The sequence below is a fragment of the Candidatus Njordibacter sp. Uisw_056 genome, assembly GCF_047730085.1.
GTDB lineage: Bacteria > Pseudomonadota > Gammaproteobacteria > Pseudomonadales > Balneatricaceae > Njordibacter.
This window is the reverse complement of sequence record NZ_CP159830.1, coordinates 253,481-274,570: the sequence shown is the minus strand read 5'-3', so window position 1 is coordinate 274,570 and position 21,090 is coordinate 253,481. Positions and strand designations below refer to the sequence as shown.

At 46.0% G+C, this 21,090-nt stretch carries 17 protein-coding genes; 14 read left to right on the top strand and 3 right to left on the bottom strand.

All coding sequences use genetic code 11. From position 1 onward, the window contains the following. The 6 genes from ABXT60_RS01350 (at position 1) to ABXT60_RS01325 (ending at position 5,193) form a co-directional block, all read left to right on the top strand. Positions 1-765 carry an SDR family NAD(P)-dependent oxidoreductase gene (locus tag ABXT60_RS01350; protein WP_443630990.1) on the top strand — a complete coding sequence of 255 codons (765 nt, stop codon included), beginning with the start codon at positions 1-3 and terminating at the stop codon, positions 763-765. Next, a complete protein-coding gene (locus tag ABXT60_RS01345; protein WP_443630989.1) occupies positions 765-1,781 on the top strand; it encodes a LacI family DNA-binding transcriptional regulator in 1,017 nt (338 codons plus the stop codon). The genes ABXT60_RS01350 and ABXT60_RS01345 overlap by 1 nt, the downstream gene beginning before the upstream one ends. Next, positions 1,778-2,749 (top strand): ester cyclase, encoded by a 972-nt coding sequence (locus tag ABXT60_RS01340; protein WP_443630988.1) that lies wholly within the window; start codon positions 1,778-1,780, stop codon positions 2,747-2,749. Before ABXT60_RS01345 ends, ABXT60_RS01340 begins: the two co-directional genes overlap by 4 nt. 78 nt (positions 2,750-2,827) lie before the next feature. Then, on the top strand, positions 2,828-3,784 hold the full coding sequence (locus tag ABXT60_RS01335; RefSeq protein WP_443630987.1) for a cupin domain-containing protein: 957 nt from the start codon (positions 2,828-2,830) through the stop codon (positions 3,782-3,784). Positions 3,785-3,790: 6 nt separating this feature from the next. Then, positions 3,791-4,483, top strand: coding sequence for an alpha/beta fold hydrolase (locus ABXT60_RS01330; protein ID WP_443630986.1), 693 nt, complete (start codon positions 3,791-3,793; stop codon positions 4,481-4,483). Beyond that, positions 4,483-5,193, top strand: coding sequence for an RraA family protein (locus ABXT60_RS01325; RefSeq protein ID WP_443630985.1), 711 nt, complete (start codon positions 4,483-4,485; stop codon positions 5,191-5,193). Before ABXT60_RS01330 ends, ABXT60_RS01325 begins: the two co-directional genes overlap by 1 nt. Before the next feature lie 21 nt (positions 5,194-5,214). Here ABXT60_RS01325 and ABXT60_RS01320 read toward each other — a convergent pair whose 3' ends face one another. Beyond that, positions 5,215-5,805 (bottom strand): MarC family protein, encoded by a 591-nt coding sequence (locus tag ABXT60_RS01320; RefSeq protein ID WP_443630984.1) that lies wholly within the window; start codon positions 5,803-5,805, stop codon positions 5,215-5,217. Between the two features lie 26 nt (positions 5,806-5,831). After that, entirely contained in the window at positions 5,832-6,827 is a 996-nt protein-coding gene (locus ABXT60_RS01315) for a GlxA family transcriptional regulator (protein WP_443630983.1), read from the bottom strand. Between the two features lie 249 nt (positions 6,828-7,076). Between ABXT60_RS01315 and ABXT60_RS01310 the strand changes: the two genes are divergently transcribed. The 8 genes from ABXT60_RS01310 (at position 7,077) to ABXT60_RS01275 (ending at position 19,819) form a co-directional block, all read left to right on the top strand. Further along, positions 7,077-11,888, top strand: a complete 4,812-nt coding sequence (locus ABXT60_RS01310; RefSeq protein ID WP_443630982.1) for an NAD-glutamate dehydrogenase — start codon at positions 7,077-7,079, stop codon at positions 11,886-11,888. A gap of 52 nt (positions 11,889-11,940) precedes the next feature. Next, positions 11,941-13,155, top strand: coding sequence for an aspartate aminotransferase family protein (locus ABXT60_RS01305; RefSeq protein ID WP_443630981.1), 1,215 nt, complete (start codon positions 11,941-11,943; stop codon positions 13,153-13,155). A gap of 20 nt (positions 13,156-13,175) precedes the next feature. Beyond that, positions 13,176-14,444: a hydrolase gene (locus ABXT60_RS01300; RefSeq protein ID WP_443630980.1), complete on the top strand. Its 1,269-nt coding sequence runs from the start codon at positions 13,176-13,178 to the stop codon at positions 14,442-14,444. Next, positions 14,438-15,445: an arginine N-succinyltransferase gene (locus ABXT60_RS01295; RefSeq protein WP_443630979.1), complete on the top strand. Its 1,008-nt coding sequence runs from the start codon at positions 14,438-14,440 to the stop codon at positions 15,443-15,445. Before ABXT60_RS01300 ends, ABXT60_RS01295 begins: the two co-directional genes overlap by 7 nt. A 150-nt stretch (positions 15,446-15,595) precedes the next feature. Further along, a complete protein-coding gene (gene astA, locus ABXT60_RS01290) occupies positions 15,596-16,642 on the top strand; it encodes an arginine N-succinyltransferase (protein WP_443630978.1) in 1,047 nt (348 codons plus the stop codon). A gap of 16 nt (positions 16,643-16,658) precedes the next feature. Beyond that, positions 16,659-18,122, top strand: coding sequence for a succinylglutamate-semialdehyde dehydrogenase (gene astD, locus ABXT60_RS01285; RefSeq protein WP_443630977.1), 1,464 nt, complete (start codon positions 16,659-16,661; stop codon positions 18,120-18,122). A gap of 22 nt (positions 18,123-18,144) precedes the next feature. Continuing rightward, complete coding sequence (astB, locus tag ABXT60_RS01280) at positions 18,145-19,500, top strand: N-succinylarginine dihydrolase (protein WP_443632057.1); 1,356 nt, start codon at positions 18,145-18,147, stop codon at positions 19,498-19,500. 121 nt (positions 19,501-19,621) lie between these two features. Continuing rightward, on the top strand, positions 19,622-19,819 hold the full coding sequence (locus tag ABXT60_RS01275; RefSeq protein ID WP_443630976.1) for a CPXCG motif-containing cysteine-rich protein: 198 nt from the start codon (positions 19,622-19,624) through the stop codon (positions 19,817-19,819). 202 nt (positions 19,820-20,021) lie between these two features. Here the strand turns inward: ABXT60_RS01275 and ABXT60_RS01270 are convergent, their stop codons facing one another. Beyond that, positions 20,022-20,951: an NADP-dependent oxidoreductase gene (locus ABXT60_RS01270; protein ID WP_443630975.1), complete on the bottom strand. Its 930-nt coding sequence runs from the start codon at positions 20,949-20,951 to the stop codon at positions 20,022-20,024. Positions 20,952-21,090: the final 139 nt, after the last annotated feature.

The window sequence follows — 21,090 nt, the reverse complement described above, 5'->3', positions numbered from 1 at the left end:
ATGATTTTGCCAACATCACCAAGTTTTAGTTTATCAGGAAAGAAAGCTCTGGTTGCAGGGGCGTCTTCTGGTATCGGCGCAGCCTGTGCAGTTGCCCTAGCTAGAGCCGGGGCCGACGTACTTTTGGCAGCTAGGCGTAAAACTGAACTCAACGAGATAGTAGGCGCTTTAGCGGCTGAAGGCTTGCAAGCTAGCGCATTAGTAATGGACGTTGGTGATGTGGAGAACACCCGTGAGTTAGTCAACACTCACGGACCATTTGATGTCTTAGTCAACTCCGCAGGGTTGGCCCGCCATGGAGTAGCCATTGACACAAAACCAGCAGATTTTGACGCAGTAATGAACATTAATGTTCGTGGCGCATATTTTCTTACCCAGGCTGTAGCGAAGGGTTTACTAGCCCACAACAAACCAGGCAGTTTAATTAACATTTCTAGTCAAATGGCACTCATTGGCGGTCAAGAAAGAGCTGTATATTGTGCTTCCAAACATGCGGTTGAAGGCTTTACTAAAGCAATGGCTATTGAATGGGGCAAACAAGGCATTCGTGTTAACACTATTTGTCCAACCTTCGTGCTAACAGAGCTTACTGCAGCAACATTTGCCGACCCAGAAAAACGAACCTGGATTGACAGCAAAATCAAGTTGGACCGGGTTGGTTCCGTGCAAGACATTATGGGTGCAGTGGTGTATCTGGCTTCCGACGCAGCCGCACTCGTTACTGCAAGCGCCCTAAAAGTTGATGGCGGTTGGACTGCTGGCTAATGACTAAAGAAAAAGTTACATCTCAGCAGGTTGCGCAGCTAGCAGGCGTTAGTCAATCAGCAGTCAGCAGAGTCTATACTGCCGGCGCTTCTGCCTCTAAAAAAACGACAGCTAAAGTGCATAAAGCGGCCACTACATTGGGCTATAGACCTAACGTTCTCGCGCGAGCAATGGTTTCTGGCAAGAGCCGTATAATTGGGTTATTTGTAGGCTACTTAGAAAATCAGTTCTATCCAGATGCCATTGAAAAGCTATCGACCCAGCTGCAAGTAAAAGGTTACCACGTCTTAATTTTTATGGCATCCAAGACGGCAGGTAACATTGACTCTGTAGTAGAGGAAATACTCGACTATCAAGTTGAGGGCATTATCGTTGCTTCTGTGGCCTTGTCTTCCCAGTTGGCGGATCGATGCCGTTTAGCAGGCGTGCCTATTGTACTGTTTAACCGTTCTCAAGATGGAGAAGGCCTATCTTGCGTAACCTCAGATAATTTTTCAGGTGGGGCTAAAGCAGCTCGATTTTTATTGGCCGGTGGGCATAAAAAAATTGGTTACATTGCCGGTTGGGAAGGTGCTTCAACGCAACGAGACCGTGAATTTGGATTTACCGCAGCGCTGCAGCAAGCAGGTGGGACTTTATATGCCCGTGAAGTGGGCGATTTTTCTATGGAAAAGGCCAGCGAAGCTACTCGCCAAATGTTTAGTGAGGATAGTCCTGATGCTGTTTTCGTAGCTAATGACCATATGGCTTTCGCAGTGATGGACACTCTTCGCTTTGAGTTGGGTTTGCGTATTCCAGAAGATGTATCAGTGATCAGTTATGACGACGTACCGGCTGCTGCATGGCCTGCTTATAATTTAACCACTGTACGCCAGTGTGCTGACCAAATGGTGCAAGAAACAGTACGTATTTTGATGGAACAAATACACAGTGATGGTATGCAAGGTCAGCAAGTAGCCATTGGTTCTCCAATTATTGTGCGTGGCTCTGCCCGCATCCCTGAAGGATGGGAATGATGAAAGGTTTTGATAACAAATTTAAGAATTTGCCAGACTATATATTGGGCATCACCCAAGAAATCTGGGAGCAGCGTGGCCTTGCCACCTTGCATGACTATTATGCTGAACATATTCCAGTTCGTTCGCCTGGATCCATGGTTATAGGCAATCAGCATGTAATTGCGGCCACTATGGCTACTCTTGCTGAATTCCCTGACCGCCAACTGCTGGGTGAAGATGTGATTTGGTCTGGCTCCCCAGAAGATGGAATGCTGTCCTCCCACCGCATCCTTACAACCGCAACTCATTTGGGGGATGGGGTTTATGGCAAAGCTTCTGGCAAGGCTTTAAAATATCGCGTTATTGCTGACTGTCACGCAAAAAATAACCAAATTGATGATGAATGGCTTATTCGTGATCAAGGCGCAGTTGTGCGCCAACTAGGCATTGATCCTAAAGAGTATGCAGCTGATTTGATCGCTCAAGAAGGTGGTCTGAATTATTGTGTACAGCCCTTCACGCCAGCAATAAATGTGCCGGGGCCCTACAAGGGCAAAGGTAACGATAATGAATTTGGACAGCAGTACGCGGACCTTATTCGGCGCATCATGAGTGCTGAAATGAGCTGTATCAAAGCTGAGTATGACCGTGCCTGTCAACTTGAGCACCCTGGAGGAGTCAGTTCTCACTCATGGGACTCGGCAGAGCGCTTTTGGATGGGCCTCCGAGCTAGCTTCCCCAGTGCGGAGCTAACCATTGATCACCAAATAGGCCGTCAAGACCCAATGATGCCACCTAGAGCGGCCATTCGATTTAGTTTACAGGGAAAGCATGACGGTTGGGGCAGCTTTGGCCAACCCACAGGTGCTGATGTTTATATTATGGCGGCTGCTCATGCCGAGTTTGGCCCTAATGGGCTAAGACGCGAATTCGTTGTGTTTGATGAGACTGCAGTGTGGAAACAAATACTAATGCACACCGGTTAACAGCTATAAGTATAAGGGGCTATTACTGGCCACTAGACAGGAAATGAACGCAATGCCACATCCAGACAGGATTATTGTATGACACAACCAGAAATTGTTCGTTATGGCGAACTAAAGCCTTGTCGTACTGCATTTATCGATGCCCACACACCCGGTTCAGAACAGAAAGAAAATTTCACTATCATCGGTGCTGGTGTAGCCGAAAGTCCTGATCAACATGTACATATTAAAGCCACACCTGGCTTCAATATTGGTGCGGCAGGCCAACCTCCAAAGTGTGTCAATTCATTACACTTCCATAACACCGCAGAAGTGTTTTTTGTATTGAGCGGCAAATGGCGTTTTTTCTGGGGCGTGGATGGAGATGCTGGTGAAGTCATTCTGCAAGAGGGAGATATATTTAATATCCCCACTCGCGTGTTTCGTGGTTTTGAAAACGTAGGCACAGACTACGGTATGATCATGGCGATACTCGGTGGAGATGATTCTGGCGGTGGCGTTATTTGGGCGCCTCAGGTGTTGGAAACAGCTCAAGCACACGGATTGATTTTGAGTGAAGCTGGCGTTTTGTACGATACCAAAAAGGGTCAAACACTACCTACTGGTGAACAGCCCATCACCAAACTGTCTTCTACTCAGCTGGCTAACATTGCTGAAATCCCAGTGCATAAAGTGGTGCCTGATTATGTGGCCCGATACTGGGATATGATGGCGTTAGCCAAAAACAAACCCTGTCAGGTGATTGGCGAAACCGCCCTCATAAAAGACAAGCCTGGTTTTGAGGTAGAGCTACTTACTCGTGGGTCTATTGCTACAGATGCTTATATAAATCCTCAACATGAAGTGCTTATGGTAATGCGTGGCCATTGGCGCCTCACTTGGCAGGATAATGAACTGGTATTAAATCCTGGCGACACGTGTTGGATCCCACCTAATTTAGCTCATGGATTAGAAGTGTGTGTAACTGGCGAAGCTAGCTTATATCGTATCAGTGGCACAGGCGATACGGCCGGTCTAACTTGGCAGGATAATTAGCGCATCATGAGCCTTCCCGCTTTAGTGTTACTGCCTGGCATGATGTGTGATGCCCGCATGTACGCACCGCAGATTGAGGCTTTGAAAGACATTGCAGAATGTCAGGTTGGCTATCTTGGTGGTGCAGATAACATTGCTGAAATAGCCAAACAAGTGCTGTTAAATGCACCAGAAAAATTTGCTTTAGCTGGTCTTTCCATGGGTGGCATTGTCGCTATGGAAGTGGCCCGTCAGGCACCGCAAAGAGTCACCCGATTAGCTTTAATGGATACCAACCCATGGGTTGAAGAAGATGACGTGAAAGCCACACGCAACAGGCAGATAGACGCTGCTGAGGCGGGCCAGCTTGAACAACTCCTGCGTGAAACAATGGTCCCCCGTTATTTGGCTAATCCTTATTCTCTACTAACTGAACTCTGTGTTCAGATGGGCTTAACTTTAGGCAAGGATGTATTTATCCGCCAATCCCTAGCATTGCAAACCCGCCATGACCAAAAGGTAACCTTAGCCAATTTTAACAAACCTTGTTTGGTATTAATGGGTGAAGAAGATGAACTTTGCCCTATAGATCGCCATGAATGCATGGTTGCACTGTTACCTCAGGTGGCCTTTGTGAAAATTGCTAACGCAGGGCACATTCCTACACTCGAAAAACCCGCAGCAACGAACGCTGCTTTAAAACAATGGATGGTTCAATAATGGATAACTCAACAATGACTGTGACTTTGTTGGAAAAGCTTCAAACAGTAGACACGCCTACCGTATGTAACGCAATCGAGGTGGCCCAGGGAAAGCGTGGGTTTAATGAATTTACCAAAGGCACTATGCTCGCATCATCTGCTACTGATGGCGCTATGGTTGGCTTCGCTCGTACTGCGCAAATTGCGGCCCTAGAGCCTGCCAAGGAAAGTGCCAGCGTTATTAAACAACGACGTGCAGATTACTATCGGCATATGGCTGAGGGGCCACGCCCTGCTATTACCGTAGTGGAAGATTTAGATTACCCCCATGCGATTGGTGCTTATTGGGGAGAAATTAACACTAACATTCATAAGGCGTTTGGTCTTGGGGGGGCCTTAACCAACGGTGTTATGCGAGATTTAGGTGATTTACCTACTGGATTTCCTGTAGTGGCAGGTTCAATTGGCCCAAGCCACGGTTTTGTTCATGTGCGCAGTATTGGACAGCCCGTAACTATATTTGGCATGCAGGTAAACGATGGCGACCTAGTGCATGCAGATAGGCACGGCGCCTTGGTCATTCCACCGGAGGTCATTCCAGTGTTAGAAGCTGCCATTGACAAATTACTCAGTACCGAGCAACTGATACTAGGTCCAGCATCTAAAAAAGGTTTTGGTATAACCGAGTTTGAGCAGGCTTGGGCCGCTTTTGAAAAAGCTCGTACCTAACGATCCCAAGCAACAAGAAGGCTAGCGCAAATTTAAATATTGCGCCGTGCCTTCAAGCAACATCTGCACAGCCATAATGATCAACACCATTCCCATCAAACGTTCTATGGCGAATAGCCCTCTTTCGCCTAACACTAAGTAGAGCCTGCGCGAAGCTAAAAGGATAACTGCTGAAACGGCCCAAGCAGCGGTAACAGCAAGCCATAGGTCTAGCCACTGGCCGTCAGCAGATTTTCGCATCAGCATGATCATTGCTAAGCTTGATGGCCCAGCCATAAGTGGAATCGCTAAAGGCACTATAAACGGTTCACCACTGGGTGTTTTACCCAACAACCCCCCTTCTTGTGGGAATACCATTTTAATTGCAATCAAAAATAATACAATGCCACCGCCAATACGAATAGCCTCTTGAGACACCTGCAAGAACGACAAAATATACGGGCCTAATAGTAAAAACATTAACAACACAACGTAGGCTATAAGCAATTCTCGGCGCAGCACTAGGCGACGACGCTCTTCAGGTACCTGTTTTAACACTGACAAAAATAAAGGGATGTTTCCCAAAGGGTCCATTACCAAAAACAGCAAAGTAGCCGCTGCAAAAATATCCATGTGTTTCTCAATAAAGTATTAAATAATTAATCTAAGCGGCGCTGAATAACAACCGAATGATTCCAGCTAGGTGCTAATTCCACATGGGTTGCACGGCCCCGCTCTTGCCGCGGAGTAAGGTTAAAATGAGTACGATAGGTAGTACTAAAGTGGCTAGCAGAGGAAAATCCACACGCCATGCCGACTTCCACAATAGAGCGATCCGTATCTCGTAGCATTTGACGCGCCTGGTCTAATCTCAGTTGTAAATAAAATCGTGAAGGGACATTGTCTAAATGCTTTTTAAATAAGCGTTCCAAATGCCTCCGTGATAGCCCCACATGATAAGCTAAATCATCAGGCGATAAGGGCTCTTCTATGTTAGTTTCCATTAATGTGACCGCCTCAATAAGTTTGGGCTGACTAGTGCCAATGCGAGCTTTGAGAGGAATGCGCTGCTGAGTATCTTTTGGCCGCATTCGCTCTACTAAGAACCATTCGGACAAATGTGCGGCCATATCTAAATCTTGCTGCTGCGATAGCCACGCCAGCATAAGATCTGTGGTTGAAGCTCCGCCAGCACATGTCATCAGCTGCATTTCTTGTTCAAAAAGTTGATGAGTCCAAAGCACTTTTGGAAAGGTGTGGCGCAATTTTTCTATCACAGACCAATGGCAACAGCTGCGCTTACCATTGAGCAAACCCGCATTGGCTAGGGGAAGAATACCTGTGCCTATGGCCAACATGTTGACCCCCATTTTAGTTTGCTGAACTAACCACCGCTCCAACATGGTATCTGTTTCATTAGAAGCAATTAAATCTCCAATAACGAACAGCGTATCGACGCGTTCGCTATCAAGATAATTGATCACTTTACCTAACACACAGTTACCACCTACGGACATAGCCTGTAGTCGGTATTTTGGGTGTTCAAAAACACGGTTTGTATGCAATAACAATTCAGCAATTTGGCCATAATGGCTTAAGCTTGCATGGGGCAATATAAGCAGCCCAACTGAGTGAGAATCTTGTGACTGAGACATAGGTCGTAGGATACACTGAATTATTGAATGCGTGCATAAAAACGTCATTCAGTTTGCTATAAAAATTGCATTTTTAAGCTAGTAAAACTAAAGACTCACAATAGAATTCCAACACAAATGACTTAAATGTCATTTTACCAACAAATGGGGTCGCTCTAACTCAACTTACCCCCTAGTGTCGAGCGACAGTTTCTTGAATAATAGGGGTAGCGGTGACAACATTCGATTACCGCATTAAGGAAACACCAAATGCGCACCTTAACGGATAAAAAAAATATCGCCATTGATTTAGTTTGTGACCTCATTGGCAAACGTCAAAACAAGGCTCAGTATGACACCATGCAACAATTTGCGCGCCTTTACTACGCAGAGAGCATCCCTGCGGAATTATTACAATTCGACACAGACAATCTCTATGGTGCGTTATCTAGCTTATGGGATTGTGTAAAACTACGTCATAACGACCAGGTTAATATCCGTGTGTATAACCCTAATTATGAAGAACATCAGTGGTATACCAGCCACACTATTATAGATATTGTATGTGACGACACAGCCTTCTTAGTGTCTTCTATCACCAACGCCTTAGTTCACTTGGGACACACCATACATATTACCACTCACCCAGTGGTCGCAGTAGAGCGAGACTTAAAAGGAAAAATCATCAGTATCTCGCCTTTTACTGGCAGGGCGGATAGTGCCAATTTAGAAGCGGTAATGCGTTTTGAAATTGACCAACAAAGTGATCCTGAAGTCGTGGCGAACATTATTACCACTCTCACAGAAATCATTAGCGACGTGCGTTTAGTGGTAGATGATTGGCTGCCTATGCGTGACAAGCTCGTGTCTATTATCGACACTTTGGAGTCTCAAAATTTACCCGTTTCAGCAGAAGACCTGACAGAAAATATCGCGTTCTTACGCTGGGTAGCTAATAACCACTTCACGTTTATTGGCTACCGCTCTTACAGGCTCAAAAAAGATGGTCATACTGGATTATGTGAGCTTATTCCACAAACAGGTACTGGACTAGGTAGCTTCCGTGACCATAATTGCAGTGCTGATAGCCTGTTACCTAGCACCTTGTCACAACAAAATTCAGATTTAGCCCTGCGCAGCAATATGCTGGTCATGACTAAATCCACCAGCCGCTCCACAGTTCACCGCCCGGTTAACTTTGACTACTTAGGTCTTAAACGATTTGATAAGCAAGGTAACGTGATCGGTGAAGAACGATTTTTTGGTTTATATTCATCTGCTGCTTATACCGCACGTATAGATGAAATTCCACTATTAAGACGCAAAGCCCAAGATTTACGCGAACGTATTGAACTGCTACCCAATAGCCATAAAGGCAAAGCCTTACAGCACATACTAAACAGCTACCCCCGTGATGAAATGTTACAAGCCAGCGTAGATGAGCTTTACCCTATCATCCGTGGTGTATTAGACACCCAAGAGCGGCATCACTTACGCCTGTTCCTTCGCCTCGATACCTTTGGGCGTTTTGCTACGGCTTTAGTGTATGTGCCACGAGAGCGGTTTCACACTCAATTACGTATTAAGATGCAAAATATTCTTCTGCGTGAATTCAATGGTTCAAGCGTTGATTTTAATGTCATGTTCTCGGAGCAACCCTTAGCTCGTGTGCAGTTAACTGTTCATGGCAAAGACATCCACAATACGCCGTTTGATATTAATGATATTGAACAACAAATGCGCGCCGCCATGTTAGCCTGGAGTGACCACTTACACCACGCCCTTAATAGCAAACGAGGTGAAGCCGAAGGCAACCAACTATTCAAGCAATATGGCCAAGCTTTTCCAATAGCATACCAAGAAAACTTTTCTGCGCAAGTGGCAGTTATGGACCTAATGCGCTTACAAAAAATCAGCGCTGAAAAACCCTTATCTACCTATTTATACCGTTCGTTGCATCAAGCAGACCAGAGCCTTAGCTTTAAGGTCTTTGGCCACGGTCAAGCTAAAGCCTTGTCAGACGTGTTACCAATTTTGGAACGAATGGGTGTAAAAGTCATTAATGCACACCCCTACACCATTAAATCTCAGTCAGGTGTAGACCAGTGGATTATTGATTTTGTGATTGAAATTGACCAGCAAATAAACCTTGATGGTGCCAATGTAAAAGAACGTTTTCAAGAGGCTTTTAGCCAAATTTATACCGGACGTGTAGCTAACGATCGTTTTAATAGCCTGATATTAGCGGCTAACTTAACTTGGCAGCAAGCCATTCTTATTCGCGCCATTAGTAGTTACTTACTGCAGGTTCAGGTGCCGTTTAGCCAAACCTATATGCAGGCTACACTGGTGCGTAATGCCAGCATTACCCATACCTTGGTGCGCTTGTTTGAAGCTCGTTTTAACCCTGACACTGAGCAATCAAAGGATCTCATAGCAAGATTACAGGAAGACATTAGCCTAGCCTTAGAAAAAGTTAGCAATCTTGATGAAGACCGCATTGTGAAGTATTTTTTAGCCACAATTATGGCGATGTTGCGCACCAACTACTATCAAATAGACAGCACAGGCAGTCGCCATGAATACCTTTCTTGCAAGTTAGACCCAAGCTTGATTCCAGGCGTGCCATTACCCTTGCCTAAGTACGAAATTTTCATCTACTCAACTTGGGTAGAGGGAGTCCATCTTCGTGGTGGTAAGGTTGCTCGTGGTGGCTTACGCTGGTCAGACCGCAAAGAAGACTATCGCACAGAAGTACTTGGCCTAGTAAAAGCACAGATGGTAAAAAATGCGGTTATCGTTCCTTTAGGAGCTAAAGGGGGGTTTGTGTGCAAACAGCTACCACAAACTCAAGACCGAGAAGTAATGATGGCAGAGGTCATCCGCAGCTACTCCACATTTATTCAAGCGTTACTCGACATTACTGATAACATAGTCGACAAGCAAGTGGTTGCTCCCGCGCGAGTAGTCCGGTACGACGAGGATGACCCATACTTAGTGGTTGCTGCGGATAAAGGCACCGCAACCTTCTCTGATTTAGCCAACTCTATTTCAGAAAAAAATAGTTTTTGGCTTGGTGATGCCTTTGCTTCTGGGGGTGCCAATGGATATGACCATAAAAAAATGGGTATTACTGCTCGCGGTGCGTGGGAATCTGTTAAACGCTTATTCGCCGAGCAAGGCCGCGATTGCCAAAGTCAGGACTTCACCGTTGTCGGTGTAGGAGATATGGCTGGTGATGTGTTTGGTAACGGTATGCTTTTGTCAGAACACATTTGTTTGCAGGCTGCCTTTAACCACTTGCATATTTTTATCGACCCAAACCCTGAAGCGGCCAAATCGTTTACCGAACGCCAGCGTTTATTTACCCTGCCACGTTCAAGCTGGAGTGATTATGAACGTAAGCTCATTTCTAAAGGTGGCGGCATATTTGAGCGCTCGGCGAAGTCTATTAAACTAAGCCCCCAAGTACAAAAAATGATCAGCACAGATGTCACCCAAATGGCACCTAATGAGTTGATCCATGCCTTGTTAAAAATGCCCGTAGATCTGTTTTGGAATGGCGGCATAGGCACTTATGTTAAAGCTAGCAATGAAAACCATAGTGATATTGGTGACCCTGCAAATGATAACTTACGAGTCAATGGCAACCAACTGGGGGCCAAGGTTATTGGTGAAGGTGGCAATTTAGGCTTCTCCCAACATGGCCGTATTGAGTTTGCACAGGCAGGGGGGTACATCAATACCGACGCCATTGACAATTCTGCAGGCGTAGATAGCTCCGATCATGAAGTCAATATTAAAATTCTACTCAGCCAGTTAGTAGATGCAGGTGACATGACCATAAAGCAACGTAACACCCTGCTGGCTAGCATGACTGATGAAGTGGGTGATCTAGTTCTAAGCCACAACTACCACCAAACATTGGTACTCAGCATTGCCGAGGGCCAGGCTTGTATGCGCTTAAGCGACCATAAGCGCCTGATACACAGCCTAGAGAAACAGGGCCGACTTAACCGTGCGTTGGAAGGACTACCAGATGATGCCAACATGGATGAGCGGGCTCGGGTGCAGGCAGGGTTAACCCGTCCTGAAATTGCTGTATTACTGGCCTACAGTAAAATGCGTTTGTTCGATGAACTGATGGCAGCGGACATAGGCAACGACAGCTATTTAGCGCGCAGTCTAGAGGATTACTTCCCCAAAGTACTCAGTGAAAGGTATGCAGTTGCTATGGCGTCTCACCAATTGCGCAGTGAAATTATTGCCACCCATGTGACCAATCAAATTGGTAACCGCATGGGCTCTACCTTCTGCAACTATTTACAAGAAGAAATGGGTGCGGAGGCTGGAGATATGGCTCGAGCCTTTACCGCAGCTTGTGACATTATAGATGCCCAAAGTTTATGGAGTGAATTAGATCGAGTTACCTTGGTACTAGACTATAAGCAATCCATGGAGTTACATAAAAACATTCAAACCTTATTAGAAGATCTCACCTTGTGGCTATTAAGCCGCCACCAGGACGAGCCTATTCAAACTATGGTAGATCAATATCAAAAGCCCATGGCTGATTATTACGCTCAGCTGGCTAACTTATTACCCCATGGTGCAGCACAACGCATCAACGCTCAAGCCGATGAGCTTACAGCTAACGGAGTCGAAGTAAGTATTAGTATGCGCCTGTGCCAGCTAGAGTTCGTATACCATGGCCTAGATGTGGCTCAAGTGGCTAGCCGGTGTGGCACCGAAGTCATAACTGCCGCCCAAACATGGTACGGTTTATACGAGCGTTTTCAAGGTGACTGGCTTAACCAAGCCATTGCCAATTTACCAAGCCAAGACCCGTGGCAACGCAAAGCAAGAGCTAGCCTTAAACAAGAGTTCGAAGACAGTTTAGCCCAGTTGACACAAACTGTTATTTCTAGCGACCAAAGCCAAGCTTGGCATATACGTAACCAAGATTTAATTGAGCGCTGCTTAAGCATTTTTGCTGAACTACAAAATAATACCAACACCAATTTAGCCATGCTATCCGTAGCAGTGCGAGAAATCGCTAAGCTGAAGACCAACTGTGCTTAACCATTAAGCTAGTTTAAATCACTCAGACAATACAGACATATTAGGAATTTTTATGAGTAATACTCCAGTAACACGCGCCTTATTTGATGACGTAATGGTGCCTAACTATGCACCAGCCCCTGTTATTCCAGTGCGTGGTAAAGGGTCTCGCATTTGGGACCAAAACGACAAAGAGTACATCGATTTTGCTGGTGGCATTGCTGTAACAAGCGTTGGCCATAGCCATCCTAAACTCGTCGCCACTTTAAAAGAACAAGGCGAAAAGTTGTGGCACATTGCTAACGTAATGACCAACGAGCCAGCCCTACGTTTAGCCAAAAAGCTCACTGACGCAACCTTTGCCGACAAAGTATATTTAGCTAACTCAGGTGCCGAAGCCAACGAAGCCGCTTTTAAGCTAGCCCGCCGTTATGCTGTGGATCATTTTGGTGAGCACAAGGATGAAATTATTGCCTTTGAACAGGGTTTTCACGGTCGTACTTTATTCACCGTAAGTGTGGGTGGTCAGGCTAAGTACAGTGCTGGCTTTGGCCCTGCCCTAGAAGGCATCACTCACTTACCTTACAACGACATTAAAACCTTAGAAGCAGCAATTTCTTCAAAAACGTGCGCCATTGTTATGGAGCCCCTGCAGGGTGAGGGAGGCATTATTGATGCAGACCCAGCCTTTATTAAACGTGCCCGTGAACTATGTGACGAGCACAACGCGCTGTTAGTACTAGACGAAGTTCAAACTGGCGCTGGCCGTTTAGGTACTTTATATGCCTACCAACAAACAGGCATCATGCCAGACATTCTTACCACAGCCAAAGGCTTAGGTAACGGATTCCCTGTAGCTGCAATGTTAACCACCAATAAAGTAGCAAAGAGCCTAGCAATCGGCACCCACGGCAGCACCTATGGGGGCAATCCTTTAGCGTGTTCCATAGCGGAAGCTGTGATAGACATTGTTAATACCCCTGAGGTGTTGGCTGGTGTTACCGCCAAATTCAACCGTTTTAAAGCTGGTTTAGAAGACATCAATGCACGCATGCCTTTTTGCAAGGAGATACGTGGTAAAGGTTTATTAATTGGCTGCGCCCTCAGTGAAGCGTATAACGACAGAGCGGGTGAGTTTTTAAAAGCAGCCCAAAGCAAAGGTTTATTAGTATTAGTTGCGGGTCCAAACGTGATTCGGATGGCGCCGTCTTTGTTAATTCCTGATGCCGATATCGATGCTGGCTTGGTTATTTTAGAAGCTGCTGTTCGCGACATCACACAAGGTTGAAAACGTGTTAGGAAAAAGCCATGAGTGATTTGATTGTAAACAACAAAGTGGAAGCACAGACTCTAGAATGGATTGCTACACAGCAGCAAATCATGCAACAAGATTTGTGGACCTTGGCCGAAATCAATTCTGGAAGCTATAATGTAGACGGTGTTAACAAGGTGGCGGATACCTTGGCTCAGTGGAGTAAAAAGCTAGACTGTGAATTGGAACTTATCGATATGCCACCACAAGATGTGGTAGATGACCTTGGCCAGCTCAACCAAAAGCCGCTAGGCAGAGCCTTGCGTTTATTTAAACGTCCCCAAGCGCCCACACAAGTATTTTTGTGCGCTCATATGGACACCGTCTTTCCTATTGATCATCCGTTTCAGAAGATTACTAGACTGGAAGACGACGTGATCAACGGCCCAGGGGTTGCCGACCTTAAAGGTGGTATTGTTGTCATGTTTAAGGCCCTAGAAGCCTTTGAACGCAGCCCATTACAAGATCAACTGGGCTGGGAAATCTTATTTAACCCAGATGAAGAAATTGGTTCGCCTAGCTCTAGCAAATTGTTCCCAGAAATTGCTAAGCGTCATCATTTGGGTTTAATTTATGAACCTTCATTTGCCGATGGTAACCTAGCGGGCGCTCGCAAAGGCAGTGGTAACTTTGCTGTGGTAACACGAGGCAAGGCCGCCCATGCCGGTCGCGAGCATCACTTAGGCCGCAACGCAATTCGCGCAATGGCCGATTTTACTTGTGCCTTAGACAACCTTAATGGCCAACAACAGGGCGTCACTATTAACCCAGGTTTTGTACAAGGTGGAGGGGCCGTAAATATTGTTCCAGATACCTGCACTATGCGCTTTAACATTCGCATTGAACACAATGGACAACAAGCCTGGTGTGAAGACCAAATAGCCAAGATAGTGGCTAATATTAATACTATTGATGGGATTAATATTGAATTACATGGTGGTTTTGGCCGCCAACCTAAGGTCTTAAGCCCTGCTAACCAAGAGCTTTGCAAATTGGTGCAATCTTGTGGCAAAAGCCTTGGCCTAAGCTTAGAATTTTTACCCACGGGCGGATGCTGTGATGGTAACAATCTAGCTGCTGCAGGCTTACCTAATATTGATACTTTGGGTGTGCAGGGCGGTAAAATTCATAGTGCTGATGAATATATGCACTTGTCCAGTTTAACCACTCGATCACAATTGAGTGCATTAATTTTATTGCGTTTAGCACAAAGTAAAGACCTATCGTGGTTGCAGCGCAAAGGTATGGAGCATCAATCATGTTAATCGTACGGCCTATCAAAAATGACGATGGTGAAGATTTTAATAACTTTGCTGCAGCCACAGGGGTGGGCCATACTAACTTGCCTAATCACCCGACACAGCTAGCTCAAAAGATAAATCACAGTGAATTATCCTTTGCTTCCAGCGTAGATCATGCAGGTGAAGAGGGCTACACGTTTGTCATGGAAGACACTCATACTCACCGCTTAGTCGGCACCTGCACAGTGGATGCAACCGTGGGTTTAAGCCAGCCTTACTGCACCTATCGTGTTGACCAGGTGACCCATTCCTCTGTTGATTTAAAAATTAATAATCGCGTCCCAGCCCTGCATATGAACTACGATTACACGGGCGCCTCACGCCTGAGTTCGTTTTATTTGGAACCTGATTATCGCTGTAACTTTTACGATCAGCTACTGTCCAAATCTCGTTTGCTATTCATGGCCTGTTTTCCAGAGCGTTTTGCAGCCACAACCATTGCTGAAATGAAAGGGGTCATTGGCAGTGATGGTGTTTCACCCTTTTGGGAATCTGTAGGCCGACACTTTTTTACTATGGACTTTGCCGAAGCTGATTTACTTACAACGTCTAGCAATAAACATTTTATTGCCAACCTCATGCCGCGTTACCCACTTTACGTCCCCTTGTTAAGTGACAATGCACAAGCTGTGATTGGTCAACACCATGACGACGTTGAAGACATTGTAAATATTCTGGAGCATGAAGGCTTACGCTTTGAAGGCCACGTGGATATTTTTGATGCTGGGCCTATTTTAGAAGTGCGTACCCGTCACATCCGTGCTATCCGTCATGTAGAGCAAACACAAGCCTTAGTTGGCGATGAGGTATTACAAGGCAAGCGTGTACTCGTGTGCAACAATAGCTGCCTCGATTTTCGCTGCATTATTGCCCGTAAACAGGACCGAACACTGGTGCTCAGCGAATCTCAGTTGGACGGTTTACACGTAGCCACTGGCAACACCTTAACCTATTGCCAACTATAATTAGTTAATGGACGGCTGCTTGCCGCAACGGGTGTTCCAAAAAAGTCTCCATACCTAAACCTAGGCGTGTAAATACAAAAGAGTTCGCTCACTAACACAGGTACTATTTACCGCAAAGAAGTGTTGTAAACGCCCGCCTGGAGGCCCCACATGATGATAATCCGTCCCTTAATGGAGACCGATGCTGACGCCCTACTCAACTTAGCCCATAAAGCGGGCATTGGTTTTACATCATTACCTGCGGATCCAGACCGCATTGCCAGCAAAATTGCAGCCTCCTTGGCCGCCTTTAGTGGCCAGGTAAACCTTAAATGCGAACAAAGTTATATGTTTGTGCTAGAGGACACTTCGGTATCCAAAGTTGTGGGTATTTGTGGCATTGAATCTTCCATTGGCTTATCTAGTCCTTGGTACAGCTATCGTATTGGCACCTTAGTGCATTCCAGCCGGGAACTGAGTGTACATAACACTTTTCCGACCTTGTATTTAAGCAATGACCAAACCGCTTGCGCCGAAGTCTGTACCTTATTTTTAGACCCTGACTACCGCCACAGCAAGAATGGTAACTTATTATCAAAGAGCCGCTTTCTCTTCCTAGCAGAATTTCCAGAACGTTTTGAAAGCAAAATTATTGCTGAAATGCGAGGGGTTTCTAACGACGATGGCCAATCCCCTTTTTGGGATGGTTTAGGCGCTCACTTCTTCGATATGCCATTTGCTGATGCAGATCATTTAACCGGCTTAGGTAAAAAAGAATTTATTGCTGAACTGATGCCCCGACACCCTCTGTATATAAATTTATTACCCCAAGAGGCTCAAGACGTCATTGGTAAAGTGCACGCTAGCACTCGACCAGCCCGAAAAATGCTGGAAGATGAAGGTTTTCGCTATCAAGGTTACGTCGATATTTTTGATGGTGGCCCTGCCCTAGAAACACAAGTGCAAGATATTCGTGCGGTCAGAGACAGCAGACATTACACCGTTACTATCAAAGATAATTGCGAGGATAACAAGCCTTTAAGCGAAACACCTTATCTGGTCAGTAACACAAGCCTCACTGGCTATCGGTGCGCTATGGCGTATATCAAACCCCCAGTATCTGGCCCTTTGTGTATTAGTACTGAATTAGCCACCGCCCTGCACCTGACTACTGGCGACCCGATACGCATAGTGCCTCTATTTGTCCCACGCCTCTAAAGCATAAGGAATAGTTATGACTCACTTAATTGACAACCAGTGGTTAACTGGCAATGGCCCCACTTTTAATTCTCTTAACCCTGCCAACAACGACATCCTTTGGCAAGGCCAAGGTGCTGATTCTCAACAAATAGATGACGCCGTCACTGCTGCCCGGGCTGCCTTCCCTGCATGGTCTTTAGCGAGTTACACAGACCGCCTTGCTATGGTTAAAGCCTTTCAAACACAATTGAAAGAACATGCTAAAGAAATAGCCATTGCCATCGCTCAAGAAACGGGTAAGCCTTTGTGGGAGACACGCACAGAAGCGGCCGCTATGGCTGGCAAAATAGATCTATCTGCCAAGGCTTATGAGGAGCGAACAGGTGTTGTGAGTAAACCTGCACCGACAGGTACTCAAGCATGGTTGCGCCACCGGCCCCATGGTGTAGTAGCGGTGTTCGGTCCTTACAATTTCCCTGGTCACTTGCCAAACGGTCATATTGTTCCAGCTCTTTTGGCAGGTAACACTGTGGTGTTTAAACCGAGTGAACAAACACCCTTGGTGGCTGAGCTAACGGTAAAGTGTTGGTTAGATGCAGGACTCCCTGCAGGCGTAATTAACCTTGTTCAAGGGGCTCGTGAAACGGGCATTGCGCTGGCTAATCACAGTGGTATTGACGGCTTATTCTTTACTGGTAGCTCAAGCACGGGAATGTTACTGCATAAGCAATATGCAGGTCGTCCTGACAAGATTTTGGCGCTAGAAATGGGAGGTAACAACCCATTAATAGTGAGCAAAGTAGCAGACACTCGCGCTGCAGTGCATGAAATTATTCAATCAGCCTTCATTTCAGCTGGCCAGCGTTGTACCTGTGCTCGTCGTTTGTATGTTCCTAAAGGAGCACAAGGCGATCATTTAGTGGGGATGCTAGTCACCGCTATTGGCAAAATTCGCGTTGGTTTTTACGATGCTGAACCAGCGCCATTTATGGGTTCTGTGATCTCATCTGCTGCTGCCCAGCAATTATTGGCCGCACAACAGTATTTAATTAATAAAGGGGCCACTCCCTTGGTTACCATGAAGCTACTTGCAAAAGACACCGGACTGTTAAGCCCTGCTTTAATAGACGTCACAGACACCAAGGACTTACCCGATCAGGAATACTTCGGCCCTCTTTTGACCTTAGTGCGTTACCAAGACTTGGACCAAGCCATCGACATGGCTAACAACACCAGCTTTGGTTTGTCTGCTGGATTATTAAGTGATTCCCGAGAGGAATATGATTACTTCCTGCCTCGCATCCGTGCAGGCATCGTCAATTGGAACAAGCAAATTACTGGCGCCAGTGGTGCAGCGCCATTTGGTGGTATTGGTGCCAGTGGTAACCATCGTGCGAGCGCTTTTTATGCGGCCGACTATTGCGCCTACCCAGTGGCTTCTATTGAAGCTGACTCGCTAACCATGCCGGCCCTATTAAGCCCCGGTCTAGACCTGTAAGGAGTTGATGATGAGCGTCTCTATCAGGGCTTTAGAAGCTAATTTTGACGGCCTAGTAGGGCCCACTCATAACTATGGTGGCTTGTCCTACGGGAACGTGGCTTCAAGTAACAACTCCGCACGACCCTCCAACCCTAAGCAAGCCGCTCAACAAGGTTTGTTAAAAATGAAATCGTTGCATGATCTGGGGATGTTACAGGGGGTGTTAGCACCCCAATCGCGCCCCGACTTAAATACGTTGCGGCGGCTTGGATTCACCGGCAGTGATAGCCAAGTGGTTCAAAAAGTCGCAAAAAAAGACCCTGCACTACTTGCGTCTTGTTACTCTGCGTCAAGCATGTGGACAGCCAATGCCGCCACTATTTCACCTAGTTCAGATTGTCCTGATGGACGTTTACACTTTACCCCTGCAAACCTAGTTAATCGCTTCCACCGCTCTATTGAACATGACACAACAGGCCTTATATTACGCGCTACTTTCGCCAACGAAGACCATTTTTCTCATCATCAGGCCTTACCGTCTTCCGACCATTTTGGTGATGAGGGTGCTGCCAATCACACCCGTTTTTGCCAATCCTACGGTAAGACTGGAGTAGAATTTTTCGTTTATGGCCAGCATGCCTTTAATGGCCAAGCTCCAAACCCCACTAAGTACCCTGCTCGCCAGAGCTTAGAAGCGTCTCAAGCTGTAGCACGTTTACATGGCCTAAAAGATGAGCAAGTGGTATTTGCTCAACAAAACCCAGATGTAATTGATGCTGGGGTATTCCACAATGACGTGATTGCCGTGGGCAACGGTAATGTGTCTTTTTACCATCAGCTCGCCTTTCTCAATACTCAAAAAGTAAACCACAACTTGCAGCAAGCCATGACTAACATGGGTAACGGTAAGATGCAGTTCATCGAGGTGCCAGACGACCAAGTGTCTGTTCAAGATGCCGTAACCAGTTACTTATTTAACAGTCAATTATTAAGCCTGCCTCACTTAAATGATGGCAAAATGGGAATTGTTGTTCCGCAAGAATGCCTTGAAAACATAAAGGTTTCGGCTTATTTAGACCAGCTCATTGCCAGTGACAGTGCAATTGAAGAGATTTTGGTATTTGACCTAAAGCAAAGCATGAGCAATGGCGGTGGCCCTGCATGCTTGCGCCTTCGTGTGGTGCTTAATGAAGCTGAACAAGCCGCAGTGAACCCTGCGTGCATTATGAGCGACAGTCTATTCTCTGGCTTGATGGCGTGGACAGAAAAGCACTACCGCGACACTCTTTCTGAGTCCGACTTAGCTGACCCACAACTAATCACCGAAAGTCACAGGGCCTTGGATGAACTCACACAAATACTCGATTTAGGCAGCGTCTATGATTTCCAATTTTAATGGCTAATCATATGACTCATGCTAAACTTAGCTGAGCAGGCTCTAAAAATATCTTAAGTGGCCCTCTAATAGCCCCTGCAATGGGCTTGCAGAGGCTGGCCGAGATGAGGAATAATAGACATTGAATCATTTAACTGAGACCTTTATTGGCTGTCCATATTGTGGTGAGACCATTGGCGTTTTAGTGGACCCATCAGACCTAGATCAGGAGTATATCGAAGATTGCCAAGTGTGTTGCCAGCCTATCAATTTTGTAGTGTCTGAAAGTGTTAATGGTGAGCTTTTGGTGCGTGTTTATAGTGATGATGAGGCTTTCTAGAGCAGTCATAACAGGACATTAACACGCTCCAGCTCTGTGGGCTTGCAGGCGTATAGAAAAGGTGCCGTAGCACTATGGTATGCCACGGCAAGAAATAAGCCTTTAGCGAAGGCATTATGGCCCAATTAGACCCACCTAAGGTTTGCCGGTATTGTCCCTCAGAAAGTTAAGCCACAAAGCTAGGGTTAGCTTTTATACACACCTACTCTGATATGTTAATAATAATTTTGCCTTGTGCACGGCCGGTTTCACTGCGTTCATGTGCTTTTGCCACTTCATGCAGTCCAAATTCACTGTCAATATTAACTGTTAACTTACCAGCATTGGCTAACCCAGACAGGTGATCTAAGTGCTCACGGTTGGGTTGTACAAAACAAAAATATGCCGAAACACCATACTTAGTAGCCGTATCTGCATCTGGATTTGCACTAATAGAAACTAAGCGCCCACCTTTTATTAGGGTTTGCCAACTGTTTGCCTGTGTTTCACCACCGATCGTATCAAACACAACATCTATATCTTTCAGTTTTGAGAAATCCTCGAGATGGTAATCAATGGCTTGATCTGCGCCAAGGCTTTGCACCAAACCAGTATTTTTTGCTGACGTAGTGGTGTACACATAAGCCCCTCGCAACTTTGCTAGCTGAATAGCAAACTGCCCTACAGCTCCAGAACCTCCATGTATTAGCACTCGCTCGCCCGCTTGCAGATTCGCAATTTCGTAAAGGGACTGCAATGCAGTGAGTGCTGCCAACGGAACACCCGCAGCTTCTTGCCAAGTGAATGCACTGGGTTTAAGCGCAACTTCATCCGCAGTAACCGTCATGTATTCAGCAAAGCTGCCGTTTTTACTTATTTCAGGCCGACTGTATACGGCATCACCTACTTTAAGTTGAGTCACTTGAGCACCGACGGCTGCAACCTCACCCGACACATCCCAACCTAATGTTAATGGCAATGGGTGATTAAGTACGGATTGTAGGTAGCCTTGGCGAATTTTCCAATCCACAGGGTTGACCGCTGCCGACTTTACTTTAATCAAGACTTCATTAACCGTGGGCGTAGGAATTTCAATGTCGTTTAATTCTAAAACTGATCGATCACCAAACCTATTGATTTGGACCGCTTTCATTAAGTTGTTCATGTATTGCCTGTGCAGTAATTGATGTTGTTGAGACGTTATTCTATGGGCTTATCGCATCTATGTTCATGAAGAGCCTTTGACATCCCCTCCACTATGTAGCTGAACGACTAGTTTAAGAAACTGACTA

Bases quoted from the DNA above. Each gene is read 5' to 3' on its own strand.
- ABXT60_RS01310 (WP_443630982.1), top strand. From the start codon at position 7,077: ATGCGCACCTTAACGGATAAAAAAAATATCGCCATTGATTTAGTTTGT.
- ABXT60_RS01300 (WP_443630980.1), top strand. From the start codon at position 13,176: ATGAGTGATTTGATTGTAAACAACAAAGTGGAAGCACAGACTCTAGAA.
- ABXT60_RS01315 (WP_443630983.1), bottom strand. From the start codon at position 6,827: ATGTCTCAGTCACAAGATTCTCACTCAGTTGGGCTGCTTATATTGCCC.
- astA (WP_443630978.1), top strand. From the start codon at position 15,596: ATGATGATAATCCGTCCCTTAATGGAGACCGATGCTGACGCCCTACTC.
- ABXT60_RS01335 (WP_443630987.1), top strand. From the start codon at position 2,828: ATGACACAACCAGAAATTGTTCGTTATGGCGAACTAAAGCCTTGTCGT.
- ABXT60_RS01325 (WP_443630985.1), top strand. From the start codon at position 4,483: ATGGATAACTCAACAATGACTGTGACTTTGTTGGAAAAGCTTCAAACA.
- ABXT60_RS01270 (WP_443630975.1), bottom strand. From the start codon at position 20,951: ATGAAAGCGGTCCAAATCAATAGGTTTGGTGATCGATCAGTTTTAGAA.
- ABXT60_RS01350 (WP_443630990.1), top strand. From the start codon at position 1: ATGATTTTGCCAACATCACCAAGTTTTAGTTTATCAGGAAAGAAAGCT.
- ABXT60_RS01305 (WP_443630981.1), top strand. From the start codon at position 11,941: ATGAGTAATACTCCAGTAACACGCGCCTTATTTGATGACGTAATGGTG.
- ABXT60_RS01345 (WP_443630989.1), top strand. From the start codon at position 765: ATGACTAAAGAAAAAGTTACATCTCAGCAGGTTGCGCAGCTAGCAGGC.
- astD (WP_443630977.1), top strand. From the start codon at position 16,659: ATGACTCACTTAATTGACAACCAGTGGTTAACTGGCAATGGCCCCACT.
- ABXT60_RS01320 (WP_443630984.1), bottom strand. From the start codon at position 5,805: ATGGATATTTTTGCAGCGGCTACTTTGCTGTTTTTGGTAATGGACCCT.
- ABXT60_RS01330 (WP_443630986.1), top strand. From the start codon at position 3,791: ATGAGCCTTCCCGCTTTAGTGTTACTGCCTGGCATGATGTGTGATGCC.
- ABXT60_RS01295 (WP_443630979.1), top strand. From the start codon at position 14,438: ATGTTAATCGTACGGCCTATCAAAAATGACGATGGTGAAGATTTTAAT.
- ABXT60_RS01340 (WP_443630988.1), top strand. From the start codon at position 1,778: ATGATGAAAGGTTTTGATAACAAATTTAAGAATTTGCCAGACTATATA.